A 13,536-nucleotide genomic window follows, 5' to 3' on the forward strand; every position below is an offset into this window, starting at 1 on the left:
TGCGGCCGGGGGTCACTGATCGGCCGGCGTCTTGGGTGCGGCATTTGGTCTTGCCTGGCCATCGGTGTCCGCGGTGGTTGAGGGTTCACCGTTCATCAGCGTGCTGCCGCGACCCGCCGATGATGGGTGGCGCGGGCTGGCAGGACGGCACTGGGGCGTCCCGTGAGTGCGGACGCCGCCGACACGCCGCCCACGAGGCGACCTCCGTGAGTGCGAGCGCGAGGGGCGGCGGCACGCCGGACGTCCAGTGGCGTCGGGACCGGAAGTGGCACCGGACGTATTCGGGCGGCGCCGCGGTTTCGCTTGGGGACCTCGGTCTTGTAGCGGAGCACGACGGCGGGGTCGGCCAAAACGGGCGGTGGTCGCCGCGACCAGATCGACGGGGACGCCGGACGTGAACGTGGCGTACCAGCGCGAGCTGAAGCCGTCCCGGCCACCCCAGAGCAGCCAGCGGTCCTGGTCGCCGCGGAGTTCGGCGTGTCGATCCAGGACCCCGCCCCTGTAGGTGAGGCCGGCGAGTTCGTCAGGCGCGGTGAACAGGGTGGTGAGCTGCCAGCTCCCTCGCTTCCATCCGGCTTCTTCCAGGGGCCGAAAGCCTTCCTCGGCCGGTCGCCGCGGACCGGTCAAGGCGGCGTCCGGATCCTTGGCGTAGCTGGTGGCGAGGGAGGAGGTGAAGACGGTCACCAACTCCGTCGGCGTGTTGGAGTCGAAGGTGGCCAGCCAGTCGGGCGGCCCGAACGGGTCGCTGTGGGCGGCGACCTTCCACAAGGTGTTGTCCGTGCCCTCCGGCAGGAATCCGAGCCGGACGTGCTGGTCGGGGGAGGAGACGTAGGCGTTCGCCAGCTCGTCGCTCTGCGCCATGAAGCCGTGGTCGAGGAGTGGTTGCATCGCCGGGTCGCCGATGGTGGTGGAGCCGGTGAGGTACAGCGGGGTTACGTGGACGTCGCCGTCGAGCGGTTGGGAGGGCATGCGGGATCTCCGGGTGTGAGCGGCGAGCCGTCAGCGCTGACGGCGTGAACGACCGTGCGCGGCAGCTGATGCGGGTGAGGTTGCAGCCTCTACCCCGGGCGCGGGTGTGTGGACGGCGTACGGCCGACGGGCCAGGGCCGCCTGGGCCCGGGGCGCGGCGGCCACCGGCTCGGCGAGACGCACGTGCACCAGGTCGCGGTGGCGTTCGGGGATGTCGCCGGCGAAACGCGGCACAGCGTCCAGGCTGGTGAGAGCGGCGGCGGCAGCGGTGCGCAGGTGCTGTGGGGTACTACTGCTGAAGAAGGCCCTCCAGGTCGGCACGTGAACGGGATCGACGCCGCCGGACAGTCGCCACATGGACTTCTCTGGGGTCAGCAGCTCGGTGTACTCGTCGAGCCACCCGCTGCGCGTGCGCAGGGCCGCGCGGCTGTCGGGCGAGACGATCCAATACGGCCCACTTCCATGAACCGGCTCCCAGTTGCTCTGGCGCAGCACGTCCTCCTGGCCGAGGCCGGTGTAGTGCTTGCCATCGCTGAAGTAGTCCCGGAAGTGATTGGGCAGGCTGTCGACGAGCGTCTTGGTGAAGGCGACGACGATCTCGCGGGGCGTGTTGCGGTCGAAGGTGGTGATCCAGTCCGGAACGCCGAGCGGGTCCTCGGAGTAGGTGATCGTCCAACCGCCATAGGCGCTCTCCACGGGGTTGGCGATACGGACTCGCTGACACGGGCTGGCGTAGTACACGTCCGTACCGAAGGCTACGGTCTTCGTCCAGCCGACGGCGTTGTCGAGGACGCTGAAGACGGGCTCCCTCGTCCCGGGACCTGCGAGGTGGACTGGCGCGACGAGGGCCTCGGTACCCGGGGCGAGATCGCCGAGGTCGAGAGGCGGCATGGGGAAGTGCCTCCGGGCGGTGGCGAATGAGGGGCTGGGCGTCATGAGCGGCGGCGTGCTCGCGGCGGAGCCGCGGAAGGGGCGGGGGCCGGCGAACCGGCGTGTGCTGGACCTGCGCTCCCGTGCGGGGAACGGGACCGGGCCGCCTGGGCGCGGCGACCGTGCATCGGCGACGTCCCGGTGGATGCCTCGCGTTCGCGCTCCAGTCGGTGAGCCGCGGTGCGGTACGCGGCCTGGTCCTGGCGCTCGCCGACCGCCAGGAGATAGATCTCCCGGCGGTGCTGCGAGGACGCCGGGGCGTCTCGGTACTGGACGACCATGCGCCAGCGGGTCTCCGGATCGACGTAGATCTTGTGGCAGCCCGCGAGCTCGCGGGTCAGCGCCGCGCCGCGTTCGTTGCCGTGGACCAGGTGCTGCAGCTCCAGCAGGGCCAGGTCGCGGATGCTCTCAGGAACGGAGCGCAGATCGGCCAGGGCTTCGGGGTGCGCCGCGAAGGCGTACCGCGCTCGGCTCACCGCGCACCCCGGTGAGAGCGCGGTACGGAAGGAGACACGGGGCGAGGAGTCGCGACGGGCACCGGGGGGACGGCGATGCCGGCGGTTCCGGCGAGTGGGGAGCGGGTGCGGGCAGCCTGGGCCCTGTGGACGACGGTGGCCTCCGGGGCCGGTGCCAGTGGGAGAGGAGTGCTGCGATCCATGGCCCAGTCGTCCGCCGCCTCGGCGCTGGTGAAGGCCCCTTCGCGCACCGTGTAGGAGCGGAAGTCCCTGGCTGTCTCTTCGAGGAAGAGACGGTAGGGGGCGTGCGCCGAGTCCGGGTGGCTGTCGTGGACGAGGGTGCGCACCTGGGTGCCGAAGTCGAAGGAGCCCGGGCTGTCGGTGTGGTGGTCGATGACCTCGTACCGGCCGTCGGGATTGGTCCGGAGCAGGTCCTCCAGCCGCGAGGTGAGCGCATCGGCAGGGCGTGGCCCGTGGTTGCGGCTAAGAGCGGTGGCCTCCGGCGGGCAGCCCCGGCGGATGAGCCAGTTCTGGGCGAGCGGGACGGTGGCGGCCCGCTCGTACTCGAAGTCGAAGGTGCGCTGCTCCACGTCTCGGGTGAGGTGCAACGCGACGTACTCCGCTGTGCCGGGCACGTCCCAGATGGCCGCCTGGTCGTAGAACAGCAGGTAGGTGTCGCGTCCGTCGTCGCTGTGGTGCTCGGCGAGGGGCACGAGCATGTCGTCCGCGAGCGTGACCGAGAAGAAGTCCTCCTCGATCCGCTCGGTGGCTGCTTCGAAGCCGTCGATCCGGTAGTCCGGAGCCTGGGGCTCGTGTGTGTCGGTCATGTCAGGCTCCCGCAGGCTCGGGCGAGGCGAGGAGCCGGTGGTTGGGGCGGGTAGGGCTGGTTGTGCACGCTCCGAATGGACCATCGGGAATGCGAAGTTGGAGAAGAGTCGGGTCGAGGTGGTCGCGGTGCCATGTCGAGGGACCGGTGAGGCCGGCCTCGGTGTCGGTGAGCTGTTGCCAGGCCAGCCACAGGGCATGGAGGCGGGCCACGGCCTCGGGGTGCTCCTGCCACTGCCGGCACCACGGCCGGCCGGTGGTGATCTCCCGCCCGTAGACCGGCAGCAGCAGGTCGTGCACCCAACTCGTCAGCGCCGCGAGTTCCTCGACGTATGCCTTGCCGTCGAGGGCCAGGATGAAGATGGACGCCGGGCGCTCCTGCGAGTCGCCCGGCTCGGCCGCCGACGTCGCGGCGACCGAGCCCTCGCCATCACCGCGCTCGGCTCCGTCGCCCTCGTCGTCCGAGGGCGGGGCGTCGTCGGTAAGCAGGGCGAGTGTCTCGCCCTGCTTACGGCTCTCCGCGACCAGCCTCGCGACCGTGGCGACCAAGTCGTCCAGATCGTGGTCCGCCACGCGAATCGGCTCGCTCTCCTGAGCGGGTTCGACCATCGCTACCCCTCCGCAAGATCGGGTGGTTGGGGTGGCGAGGATCCGAAGAAAACCGGGTTTGGCCAGGCCGGGAATCCGGTGTAGAGAGCGCCGTTCACCGCGAGCCGTGATGGCCGCAGACCGCGACGGGAGGAGCGAGGATCTCCAGCGCGCGAGCGGCCTGCTGCGGCACGACGCCGTTGCCCAGAGCGGATAGTTGGGCTGGGCGTCCCAGTCCCGGAGTGGCTGTCACCCAGCCCGGTTCAAGCCCTTGCATCCACTCCACGAACAGCGGGCTGAGGCGCCCCGCGTCGTCGGTCGGCCGGGGTGCCGGGCGCGTGGACCTCTCCCATCGGGCGACGGCGGCGGCGTACGGTCCCCACGTTCCCTGTCCGTCGACGGCTGAGGGGCGAACAAGGGAAGCACCACCGCCGAGAGCGGGGGCCGGAAGCCCGCGCCCGGTCGGCGTCCCCGAGTGCCGGTGTCGCTCGCCCGTGGGGTCGGAAGCAATCGGGCCGCCGCCGAAGGCAGCGTCAGGTCCCCGTTCCCGTGACGCTGGTTGGGCGACCCCTTGGTGCCGTACGACGCCTTCGGCGTCGGCAACAACCACTCCACCTCGTCCGCCAGATTCGGACCGTGCCCGCCCTGCTTCCTCTTGGCCGGGTGCTGACTGCCGCCGTTCGTCGCCAGGTTGCTCGTCGGCGTCTTCAACAGCGCGAGACCGCCAGGAGGGCCAGGCGACGAGGAAGATCCGCTCGCGACGGTGCGGAGCTCCGACGTCAGAGGCGCGAAGCACGCACCAGCGCGCATCGAACCTGAGGTCGGCCAAGGAACCGAGTACGGCACCGAGTGCGCGCACAGCAGGCTGCCCTGTGGTGTCTCCCAGACACCACGGACATCGATGCTGATACTCGGGTTCCGGTGGTCGTGGCTCTGCCACTGACTGACGCCCTGCTGGGCTGTCTTCCCACTGTTCTGTCCGGCCGCCGGGACCTGTTCTCATGGCTCCGGCCGGGCGGAACATGACCTGATAGGAGCTTGGTCAGAAGCCCCCTCGATGTCCTGTCTGCGCCACCCGGCCGGCGCCTACCTTCGGCTGGGAAGGCGTCATCAGCATGACATCAGCGGTCGTAGACGACATGGCGGACCAGGATGTGTTCGGCGGGGTCGACTCCCACGCCGACACCGTCCATGTCGCGGTCATCGGCGACAACGGCGGTCACCTCGCCGACGCCGAGTTCACCACTACCGCCGCCGGATACGCCGCGGCCCTTGCCTTCCTGAACGCCCACGGCCACGTGATCGCGATCGGGGTGGAGGGCACCGCCTCCTACGGCGCCGGCTTCACCCGCGCCGCGCGCTCGCACGGCCATCAGGTCGTCGAGGTCAACCGGCCCGACCGGGCCGAACGCCGCCGCGTCGGCAAGTCCGACCCGATCGACGCCTACGCCGCCGCCCGCGCCGCCCTGTCCGGACGGGCCTGCGGCGCCCCCAAGGACGACACCGTCGCCGGCATACGCGCCCTGCACAACGCCGCCCGCTCCGCCGTGAAGGCACGCACCGCTGCCCTGAACCAGATCGGCCACATCCTCATAAGCGCCCCCGACTCCATCCGCGCCAAGTACGGGCAGCTCAAAGGAACGGACCGCACCGACACCCTGGCCCGGCTGCGGCCGGCCGGGGACGCCGTCCATGCCGCGGTCCTCACCGCGCTGAAGAGCCTCGCCCGACGCGTCAAGGAGCTGACTGCCGAGCACGATGCACTGACCAAGGCCCTGGACGGCGAGGTGACCACCCACAACCCCGGCCTGCGGGCCGCCCACGGAGTCGGCCCCGACACCGCGGCCCAGCTGCTGGTCACGGCGGGAGGCAATTGCGAACGCATGCGGACCGAGGCGTCCTTCGCCGCCCTCTGCGGAGTCGCACCCGTCCCCGCCTCCAGCGGTCGGACAAACCGGCACCGCCTGTCCCGCGGAGGCGACCGGGCGGCCAACGCGGCTCTCTACCGCGTCGCCCTGGTCCGCATGTCCAGCGACTCCCGCACCCGCGAGTACGTGGCACGGCAGACAGCCGCCGGCCGGACGAAGAAGGAGATCATCCGGCTCCTGAAACGGGCCATCGCCCGGGAGATGTTCCGCTGCCTGACCACCGCGGTCACCGTCCCCGGCATCGCCGACCTGCGGCCCCTGCGGCAGTCCAAGAACATCACCCTCACCGCCGCGGCCCAGCACTTCGGCGTCTGGCCGGCCACCATCTCCACCCTCGAACGCGGCATCCGCCGAGACGACGACCTCGCCCACGCCTACCGCGACTGGCTCCAAGCCGCTTGACGAGCAATAGGAGCATCAGGGTTCCACGTCGCCAGGGGAACCGGCGGGGGAAGTGAGGAGTCCTCGGACATTCTCGATGACCACCAGGCACGGGTTGAGGGCTTCAATGGCACGGACGATGTGCAACCACAGGCCGGACCGGGTGCCATCAACCAGCCCGGCGCGACGGCCGGCGACCGAGACGTCTTTGACAGGGGAACCCGGCCGTCAGGACGCACACCTCCGGGACATCGGCCCAGTTCACAGCCGTGATATCGCCGAGGTTCGGCACGCCGGGCCAGTGGCGGGACAGGATCCGGGCCGGGCCCGGATCGACCTCGGCATGCCAGGCGATCGTTCCACCGAAGACGGCCTGGACGCCGAGATCCAGACCGCCGTACCCGGAGCACAGACTCCCGATCGACGGCCCCGGCACCGCCGCCTGAAGGTCAGCGCGCATGGCGCGACACCGGCATGTACGCGAGACGGATCGGCTCGGTCGCGGGGACCTTGGCCGGGACACGGTAGATCGAGTTCGCAGGGCGGGCCGAGCGGCTGAGCGCGGCGAGGACACGAGGCGGGGTGCCGTCGATCCGGTCGGCAGCGTGCCGCAGGGCGACGACCGTTTCCTGCAGGGCGTCCACGGTGAGGTCCAGCCGGTCCTGCGCGACACCGAACGCGGCCTGGCGGGCATCGCGAAGGTCCGCCGTGGCTGGGGCTTCCGCGTACCTGCGCAGGAATCCGAGCTGCTCGAAGGCTTCGGTGTAGTTGTTCACCGCGCGTCCTGCCGGGGTGGACGCGCTGGTGTACGCGGCGATGACAGGGCCGAAGTCGAGCCCCGGGTCGTTGTCGGTGGCGCGGAAGAGGACCTCGTCCGACAGGTCCTTTACCAGCCCTGTCAGCGCGGTGAGGTGGTGGGACGCGGTGACGAGGTCGGGCAGGGAGTTCGTCGTGTACGACCCGACGATCGAGTGACGGGTCTCCTCGAACTCGCGGGCCACTGCGTACAGTTCGTCCTTCTCCAGGCCCGCGCGGCCGGTGCGGTCGGTCACGACGGACTCCGATGGTTGCGGCGGTCGGGGAGCGCGGTGCAGGAAGCCGCGGCCGGTGCCGCCGGGGCTGTGGTGTCCGCGAGGCGGCTGCGGGCTCGGGCGGCGTCGATACGGGCGGCAGGCGGTGGTGCACCGGGCCGGCTGGTCGGCCGCCTCGGCTCGGGTTCGGCTTCGTGTGCGAGGCGCAGGCGGCGGCGTACGTCGTCCAGCGGTCCGAGTGCGTGCAGGGCGTAGCCGATGAGCTGCCCGGGCGCGAGCGCGTCGCGGTCGGCCAAGGCGCCGACCTGCCGAGCCGCGAGGGCGGCCGTGCGGACGAGGGAGGCGTGGGCGACCTGCTCGCCGAAGTGCTCGGCGGCTCCGCCTACGAGCGGATCGCAGATCCGCCTCACCCGCTCGGTGTTGAGCGTCCCGTCGGCGAGAGCGCCGCGACGCTGGGTCTCCCACAGCACGGTCAGCTGGTCGATGGGTTCGCCGCGATGGTGCAGGGCCCCCAACGCGCGGTAGATCTGCTGATGGCCCGGGTCGGCGAAGTCGCCGGGGCGGAGCCAGCGCACCAGGCCGAGCAACTGGTCGGGGTGGGAGGTGAGGCAGCCGAGGAGGAACTCCTCGTCGGCCAGGACCTGCTCGCCCACGGGCTGTGGGCGTTCTCCCTGGGGCGCGTAGGGGGCGGGGGGTTGCACGGGACGTGCCTCGGCGCCCCAGCCGCGAGCCAGGTCAGCGAGTACGTCGTTCAGGACCTGGGCGTGGTGCAGCGTCTGCTCCACGGTGCCGGCTCGGCTGTCGGCGAGCGCTGCCTGGTGGAGACGGGCGGCGTGCTGGGCCACGCTGCGGTGGATCGCGCCCTCCAGCACCATCCGCCCGTACACCGGGGCGTGACCGGGCTGCGGGCATGCCGACGCGAGGGAGTGCAGGTACGAGGCGGTGAGCCCGCGGGTTCGTGTGCTCGCCTCTCGTAGCGTGTCGGTCACCCAGGCCAGCGGGACGGGAGCGCCGGCCTTCGTGGCTGCCACTGGGTGATCGTCGGCTTTGAGCTTGAGCATCGCGGCGTAGATCGCCGTGTGCGCGGGACGGGAGAAGTGTTCCGGCCGCAGCCAGGGCGTGAGCCGGTCGAGCTGGCCGGGCTCCAGGAGGACCGCGCCGAGCACGGCCTGCTCGGCGTGGACGAGTGGCGTCATGACCGAGCCTCGCGTGCGGCCGTGTCCTGGGTCCGGATCTCGGCGACCGCGCGGTCGGCGGCGGCCAGATCGGCGGCGAAGCGGTCCAGTTCACCGGTGAAGACGGGGTCCTGGGCGAGCAGGGAGCCGGAGGGGGACACGAGCCACCAGTCGGCACCGCGCCGTACGACGGGTGTGCCGGCGAGGCGTTCGGACCGGCGGACGAAGGCCCAGGACGGGACGGGGTGGGACATAGGGATACCTCAAGAGGACGAAGGTGAGAGTCCGGAGGGACGAGGGGCGGCCGAGGTGTGCGCCGTCGCGTCTCGCCAGCCGGGAACCTGGCAGCACCGGGGTCATGCGGCCGGACCGAAGTCGTCGCGGCGCAGGTTCTTGGCCAGCGCACGCTCGGTGATCGCCGCGGTGTCCTTGGCGGACGCGGCGCCGAGCCGGTCGGCGTCCGGCTCCCGGTACCAGGGCTTGAGGTCGAGGAGCGCGGGGCGGATGCCGGTGGCGAGCAGCAGCGCGGAGCCCTTGGGCAGGGCGCGGATCGCGTCGGCCGGCAGCACGCGCTCCTGGCGCATGGAGACCGACGTGGACTTGCCCGACTCGCTGGTGGAGACCGAGACCGTACGGACGTCGTGGTCGCCCACCAGGCGGCTGAGTTTGTCCGCGAAGTCGGCGTCGTCGATGCCCGATCCGACGAGTTTGATCGTCGCGGCGGACCACAGGGCGTCCATCCCGGCCTCACCCCAGACCCGGACGCCCTGGCGGTAGGACTGCAGGATCGTGATCGGGATGACGCCCCGGGAGCCGAGGTGCGAGTACAGGTCAGGCAGGTCGGCGATCTTGCACACGTTGGCGGCCTCGTCGAGGATCGCGAGCAGCGGGGCGTCGAGTCGCCCGCCATCGCGTTCGGCCTGGATGACGGCCGCGCGCATGACCGCGTCGGCAGCGGCGGCGATGATCGCCGAGGCGGAGCCGCCGCCGTCCTTGGACAGCAGGAACAGGGTGTCCTTGCTGGTGGCGAACTCCTCCGGCTTGAACTCGCGGATCTTGCCGAGGCCGCTGGGCGGCGTGACCCAGGCGGCGATGGCCGGGTCGAGCAGGCAGCTCGCGTACTGCCGCGCGGTCTCGAAGATGCCGTCGCGGGTCTCGACGGCGCCGGCCACGGTGCCCTGGAGCTGGGCGGCGACCGCGTCGAGTCCGGCGTCCTGGAGCAGGTCGATGGGGGTACGGTCGGCCGGCGAGGCGAGCCAGGCCAGGACGTCGGTGATCGGCCGCCGGTCGCGGGCGGCGGCGAGGAACAGTGCGGTGAGCGTGTTGGCGGCGGCAGTGGACCAGAAGTCGCCCGCGTTCGACTCGTCCACGGAGGCGGTCACGAAGTGCCCGGCCAGGCGGCGGGCTCCGGCGAGATCGCGGGCGTCGGCGAGGATGTCCCACCACATCGTCCGGGGCGCGTGGGCGATCTGCTGCGGATCGAGCGTCCACACCGTGCCGGCTTCGGCGCGGGCCGCGAGCGTGGCGGTGTAGGCATCGCGGGCCGCCTTGTTGGAGGTCAGCAGCACCGGTCCGGGCGCGCGCAGGATCGCCGGGATCGCCAGACCGGAGGTCTTTCCGGACCGGGGCGCCATGATCGCCAGGATCACGTCCTCCCACGAGGAGCGGACCTCGCGCGCGCCGGGCGTGAGTGTGCCGAGCAGAACGCCGCGGTCGTCGGGGCTGACGTCCTTGGGCTTGGTGCCCTTGAGGCTCGGACGGAGATCGATCGCCTTGGCCGCGATCTTCTTGGGCATCAGGTCGGCCAGGTCGCGCTGGTCGGCCAGCCCCTTGGGGTTCCCGCGCAGCCGCAGCCACACCTTCGCGCCGAGCATCGCGGCGGCCAGGAGGACGAGTGTGGGCAGGACGTAGCAGGCGCCGACGAGAACGGGCTGTGGAAGGTGCGGCCAGACCTCGTGGGGGTGGAGCAGCGCGTCGGTGGGTTCGTACGGGGTCCAGGGGCCGGACCTGGTGAGGGTGTTGGCGGTGTTGCCGAACAACCAGGCCAGCGTCCCGGCCCCCATCCCGAGGCTGGCGACGGACAGCATCAGGTACAGCAGGAAGTCGGTGCCGGTGGTGGTCGAGGGCGTGCTGGTGCGTGCAGGAGACAAAGCGCGGTCCCGTTACGTGGTGCGAGAGGGGCGATGGGCTGGGGCCGGCGGGTTCTTCTGGTGATCACGAGGGGCTCCTAACGGCTGCGGTGGGCGGAGGTGGAGGGAGCCGCAGGCGCGGCCGAGGCCGTGGCGTCCAGGCGCGCCGGTGGCGCGACCGGGCCGGCGGTCGGCGAGGACGACGAGGCCGCGCCGCTGATCCGGTGCCGCCGGACCTCGTCGCGTACGGCGGCAATGGCTTCCTCGGAGACCAGGTCCTCGGCGACGTTCGCGTCGAAGCCCCGTGCGCGCAGGAGGCACGCGGCGCGCGTGGCCCGCCGCGCTTGTTCTTCCTGGGACAGTCCGTCGGGGAGCTGGTGCCAGACGTAGTGCGGCGGGACGGTCTGCTTCACGAAGCCGCACGCGACAAGCACCTTGTGAGCGTGCGGGTCGCCGCAGTCTGCGATCACCTCGTTGCTGAACGGCTTGCGGTAGATCTCGGCGTCGGTTCCGTACTCTTCGTGCAGGAAGGACACGCAACGGCCTCTCTGATGAAGAAGTTTGGTCAGCGCGTCCGGTTCGGCCTGGACGCGAGCGGTGGAGCGGGAGCAGGCGCCTCGGGCGGGACGGCGGCCGTCGCGGGGCGCTGGGCGGCTGGGGCGGTCGCGTAGTAGCTGGCGACCCGCGCCTGCCAGCTCGGCTTCGCCGGCCGATCGAGTGCCCGCAGCTGGGCGTCGTGCAGGTCTTCGCCGAGAGAGGTGAGCGTTGCTGCGGCTTCCGCGAAGTCGTAGGACAGGTCCCAGCCGGCGTCAGTCTCGGACGCCTTGGCCTGCTCAGCGGCGGCCTCGAAGAACTCGCTGAGCCGGACGAGGACCCCGTCGTTGGGGTCGAGGACGTGGTCGGTCAGGCTGGCCGCGGTCGCGCATGTCTCGGCGCTGTTGAGCTCGTCGGTCAGCCGCAGGATCTGGTGGCCGTGGACACGTGTGCCCCGGGGATCGGAGGGCGTGGTGAGGGGGCCCGCGTGGAGATCGGGGCCGAGTTCGACGCGGTAGCCGACGGCGGTGAGCATGCGGGCTGCGTGGCTGGCCATCTGGTTCTCACGGGCTTCGCCCATGTCCCAGGGCAGGCGGTACCAGAAGGACCGGGGCGTGGTCTCGATGACGAAGCCCGCGCGCTTGAGGAGAGTGGTGGCGAGTTCGTCTCCGCCTTCGGCGATGACGTTGCCGGTCGGATGGCGTGTGATGACGACGTCGGGCGGGGTGGGCATCGTGGGGGTGGTCCGTTCAGAAGTGGGGGTTCTCGGTCGGCCGGTCGCTCGCGGAGGCGGCGTCCAGCAGCTCGGGCAGGTCCGCAGGGTCGGCGTCACGCTGGTCGAGCCACCAGCCGGCGCGGGTCAGCAGTCGTACGGCGTCCTCGATGGCCTCCCACTCCGCCTCGCTCGTGGTTCCTTCGACGACGAGCGCGGTGTACGCGGCGGCGACGAGCTGGTGGCGACAGCGGGCGGCCCATGCGACCGCGCGGTCGGTGCCGTCCAGCGGGGGCATGCGGTACTGCGCAGACCATGTCTCGGCCTCGGCCTGCTCGGTCGCCCTCCGCTTCGCGAGCCACTCGGTTGTGGCCTCGGTGGCATCCGTGCGGGAGGCCCGCCAGCAGCCGGCGCAGTCCCGGCCGGCGAGCCAGCGGGCGTATCCGGCACGCCGGTCGGCCGGACGGTCGGACAGATCAGCCTCCACCGTGTGACCGCAAGCGTGGTCGATGGTCCAGAACTTCTTCACGGACATGAGCCGGACTCCTTGAACCTCGGGAAAGGGGATCAGCGCGTACGACTCGGGGCGGACGGCGCGGCCTGGAGCCGCGGCCCTGGCTCGTCCAGCGGTTTCAGGGTGTTGCCGGGGCGGTTGGGGGACGACGCCATGGCGGCGCGCGCTCGCGCGGTGTGCGTGACCTGGAGCCACTCCTGCCGCTCGGGCAGTGGCACCTCGGCCAGGGGCGGGGCGTTCTCGGGGGTCACGTCGGGCATGACGGCCAGTTCGAGCTGGGCACCGACGAGCTGGTCGCCGAGGAAGGCGACGTGATGGGCGATGTTGCGCAGATGAAGGCCCAGCTCGTGACCATGCGGAGTGTCGAGCCGCTCACACCAGGCGGCGGCCGTGTCGATGAACTCCTCCAGGTCGAGCACGACGCCGTGGTGCTCGTCGAGGATCTCGCCCAGGACCTCGGAGACGTCCGCCGCGCGACGCAGCTCGTGCAGTTCGCCGGTCAGCGCGGTCAGGGACTGGCCGGGCCGTGTCGCCTGCGCAGGCACTCCGTCCGGAGTCGGGACCGGCGGTGGAATCATGATCCTTGGGTCGGCCGCGACGGAGAGACCGGCGTCCTGGAATTCGCGGGTCGCCCTGGCCACGGTCCGTACCGCCGTGTTGCGGGGCGTGTTGTCCGCCAGCAGGTAGACGTCGAGGTACTCGCTGTAGCGGAAGTGGTGCTTGCGCAGGACCTCGTCGAGGAAGGGTCGGGCGTCCGCGACGGCGGCGGCCACCCCGTAGTCGGGGTGCATCCCGAAGGCGACGTCCGGTTCGAGCTGCAGAGTCATCGCGTGGGCTCCTTGGTGAGTGCGGTCTAGCGGCTGCGGACCGGCTGCGGGGCGGAGGGGGCGGGGCGGTACTCGACTGCGGCGGCGGGCGGCGCAGGCGGTGCGCCCGCGCGGGCCGGGGACATGGCGGTGGCGGCCTGGGACCTGCGCTGCTGGGCCGCAGGCGCCACCGGTGAGGCGGAAGGTTTCTCCAGCCGCTCCAGGAGGCCCCGGCCCGTGCCGAGCCGGTTATGGGGCTGGAGGTCGTACGCGACATCGGCGTTGACCCTGTACTGTGCGGCCCTCAGGGACTGGACCGCCTGCGCCCCGCGCCGTACCGGGTCACGCTGCGGATCGGTCAGCCCGTACAGAATGCTGCCGGGCAGGCGCTCGAAGCCGACGAGCCGCAGGATGTGCTCGGCGACGTGGTTGTCGTGCGACGTCGCCGCCACGACGCCGTACTGGTCGTGATGGCCGACAGTGATGTGCGGACGTGTTTCCGCCACGAAGATGCACCTCGCAGAGGTCGGGGCCGTGCGGAGGACGAGGATGCGGCCGG

17 protein-coding genes are annotated in these 13,536 nt (G+C 71.5%); 1 reads left to right on the top strand and 16 read right to left on the bottom strand.

Features of this window, described 5'->3' with window-relative positions; translation table 11 throughout:
* Positions 1-12: 12 nt before the first annotated feature.
* From DNK56_RS13050 to DNK56_RS13070, 5 genes are read right to left on the bottom strand one after another with little or no spacing between them, the layout of a single operon-like run.
* Positions 13-969, bottom strand: coding sequence for a DUF317 domain-containing protein (locus DNK56_RS13050; RefSeq protein ID WP_111333757.1), 957 nt, complete (start codon positions 967-969; stop codon positions 13-15).
* Between the two features lie 30 nt (positions 970-999).
* Complete coding sequence (locus DNK56_RS13055; RefSeq protein ID WP_158558526.1) at positions 1,000-1,860, bottom strand: DUF317 domain-containing protein; 861 nt, start codon at positions 1,858-1,860, stop codon at positions 1,000-1,002.
* A 41-nt stretch (positions 1,861-1,901) separates the two neighbouring features.
* Entirely contained in the window at positions 1,902-2,375 is a 474-nt protein-coding gene (locus tag DNK56_RS13060; RefSeq protein ID WP_111333761.1) for a type II toxin-antitoxin system RelE family toxin, read from the bottom strand.
* Positions 2,372-3,181: a hypothetical protein gene (locus DNK56_RS13065; protein ID WP_111333763.1), complete on the bottom strand. Its 810-nt coding sequence runs from the start codon at positions 3,179-3,181 to the stop codon at positions 2,372-2,374. Before DNK56_RS13065 ends, DNK56_RS13060 begins: the two co-directional genes overlap by 4 nt.
* 1 nt (position 3,182) lies before the next feature.
* Entirely contained in the window at positions 3,183-3,788 is a 606-nt protein-coding gene (locus DNK56_RS13070; RefSeq protein ID WP_111333765.1) for a DUF4913 domain-containing protein, read from the bottom strand.
* Between the two features lie 1,094 nt (positions 3,789-4,882).
* Here DNK56_RS13070 and DNK56_RS13080 point away from each other — a divergent pair.
* On the top strand, positions 4,883-6,097 hold the full coding sequence (locus tag DNK56_RS13080) for an IS110 family transposase (RefSeq protein ID WP_241989858.1): 1,215 nt from the start codon (positions 4,883-4,885) through the stop codon (positions 6,095-6,097).
* A gap of 15 nt (positions 6,098-6,112) precedes the next feature.
* On the opposite strand, the gene DNK56_RS36700 is transcribed toward DNK56_RS13080, so the two are convergent.
* From DNK56_RS36700 to DNK56_RS13125, 11 genes are all read right to left on the bottom strand, one after another.
* Complete coding sequence (locus tag DNK56_RS36700) at positions 6,113-6,223, bottom strand: hypothetical protein (RefSeq protein ID WP_446750460.1); 111 nt, start codon at positions 6,221-6,223, stop codon at positions 6,113-6,115.
* 22 nt (positions 6,224-6,245) lie between these two features.
* On the bottom strand, positions 6,246-6,536 hold the full coding sequence (locus DNK56_RS35915) for a DNA cytosine methyltransferase (protein WP_241989859.1): 291 nt from the start codon (positions 6,534-6,536) through the stop codon (positions 6,246-6,248).
* Positions 6,526-7,128 carry a hypothetical protein gene (locus DNK56_RS13090; protein ID WP_241989860.1) on the bottom strand — a complete coding sequence of 201 codons (603 nt, stop codon included), beginning with the start codon at positions 7,126-7,128 and terminating at the stop codon, positions 6,526-6,528. Before DNK56_RS13090 ends, DNK56_RS35915 begins: the two co-directional genes overlap by 11 nt.
* Positions 7,125-8,303, bottom strand: coding sequence for a DnaB-like helicase N-terminal domain-containing protein (locus DNK56_RS13095; RefSeq protein WP_199563769.1), 1,179 nt, complete (start codon positions 8,301-8,303; stop codon positions 7,125-7,127). The genes DNK56_RS13090 and DNK56_RS13095 overlap by 4 nt, the downstream gene beginning before the upstream one ends.
* On the bottom strand, positions 8,300-8,536 hold the full coding sequence (locus DNK56_RS35340) for a hypothetical protein (RefSeq protein WP_199563768.1): 237 nt from the start codon (positions 8,534-8,536) through the stop codon (positions 8,300-8,302). The genes DNK56_RS13095 and DNK56_RS35340 overlap by 4 nt, the downstream gene beginning before the upstream one ends.
* 102 nt (positions 8,537-8,638) lie before the next feature.
* A complete protein-coding gene (locus DNK56_RS13100; protein WP_111333771.1) occupies positions 8,639-10,432 on the bottom strand; it encodes a type IV secretory system conjugative DNA transfer family protein in 1,794 nt (597 codons plus the stop codon).
* A 77-nt stretch (positions 10,433-10,509) separates the two neighbouring features.
* Positions 10,510-10,947: a hypothetical protein gene (locus tag DNK56_RS13105; RefSeq protein WP_111333773.1), complete on the bottom strand. Its 438-nt coding sequence runs from the start codon at positions 10,945-10,947 to the stop codon at positions 10,510-10,512.
* Positions 10,948-10,976: 29 nt separating this feature from the next.
* The gene (locus tag DNK56_RS13110) at positions 10,977-11,678 is read right to left on the bottom strand and encodes a hypothetical protein (RefSeq protein WP_111333775.1); all 702 of its coding nucleotides are present in this window, start codon (positions 11,676-11,678) and stop codon (positions 10,977-10,979) included.
* A gap of 16 nt (positions 11,679-11,694) precedes the next feature.
* The gene (locus DNK56_RS13115) at positions 11,695-12,192 is read right to left on the bottom strand and encodes a hypothetical protein (RefSeq protein ID WP_111333777.1); all 498 of its coding nucleotides are present in this window, start codon (positions 12,190-12,192) and stop codon (positions 11,695-11,697) included.
* A gap of 32 nt (positions 12,193-12,224) precedes the next feature.
* Positions 12,225-12,998, bottom strand: a complete 774-nt coding sequence (locus DNK56_RS13120; RefSeq protein ID WP_111333779.1) for a hypothetical protein — start codon at positions 12,996-12,998, stop codon at positions 12,225-12,227.
* 26 nt (positions 12,999-13,024) lie between these two features.
* Positions 13,025-13,483, bottom strand: coding sequence for a hypothetical protein (locus DNK56_RS13125; protein ID WP_111333781.1), 459 nt, complete (start codon positions 13,481-13,483; stop codon positions 13,025-13,027).
* Positions 13,484-13,536 lie beyond the last annotated feature (53 nt).

It is taken from the genome of Streptomyces sp. AC1-42W (assembly GCF_003248355.1).
GTDB lineage: Bacteria > Actinomycetota > Actinomycetes > Streptomycetales > Streptomycetaceae > Streptomyces.

Coding starts and splice junctions, on each gene's coding strand:
- DNK56_RS35915 (WP_241989859.1), bottom strand. CDS start 6,536: ATGCGCGCTGACCTTCAGGCGGCGGTGCCGGGGCCGTCGATCGGGAGT.
- DNK56_RS13080 (WP_241989858.1), top strand. CDS start 4,883: ATGACATCAGCGGTCGTAGACGACATGGCGGACCAGGATGTGTTCGGC.
- DNK56_RS35340 (WP_199563768.1), bottom strand. CDS start 8,536: ATGTCCCACCCCGTCCCGTCCTGGGCCTTCGTCCGCCGGTCCGAACGC.
- DNK56_RS13050 (WP_111333757.1), bottom strand. CDS start 969: ATGCCCTCCCAACCGCTCGACGGCGACGTCCACGTAACCCCGCTGTAC.
- DNK56_RS13115 (WP_111333777.1), bottom strand. CDS start 12,192: ATGTCCGTGAAGAAGTTCTGGACCATCGACCACGCTTGCGGTCACACG.
- DNK56_RS13095 (WP_199563769.1), bottom strand. CDS start 8,303: ATGACGCCACTCGTCCACGCCGAGCAGGCCGTGCTCGGCGCGGTCCTC.
- DNK56_RS13070 (WP_111333765.1), bottom strand. CDS start 3,788: ATGGTCGAACCCGCTCAGGAGAGCGAGCCGATTCGCGTGGCGGACCAC.
- DNK56_RS13055 (WP_158558526.1), bottom strand. CDS start 1,860: ATGCCGCCTCTCGACCTCGGCGATCTCGCCCCGGGTACCGAGGCCCTC.
- DNK56_RS13120 (WP_111333779.1), bottom strand. CDS start 12,998: ATGACTCTGCAGCTCGAACCGGACGTCGCCTTCGGGATGCACCCCGAC.
- DNK56_RS13110 (WP_111333775.1), bottom strand. CDS start 11,678: ATGCCCACCCCGCCCGACGTCGTCATCACACGCCATCCGACCGGCAAC.
- DNK56_RS13065 (WP_111333763.1), bottom strand. CDS start 3,181: ATGACCGACACACACGAGCCCCAGGCTCCGGACTACCGGATCGACGGC.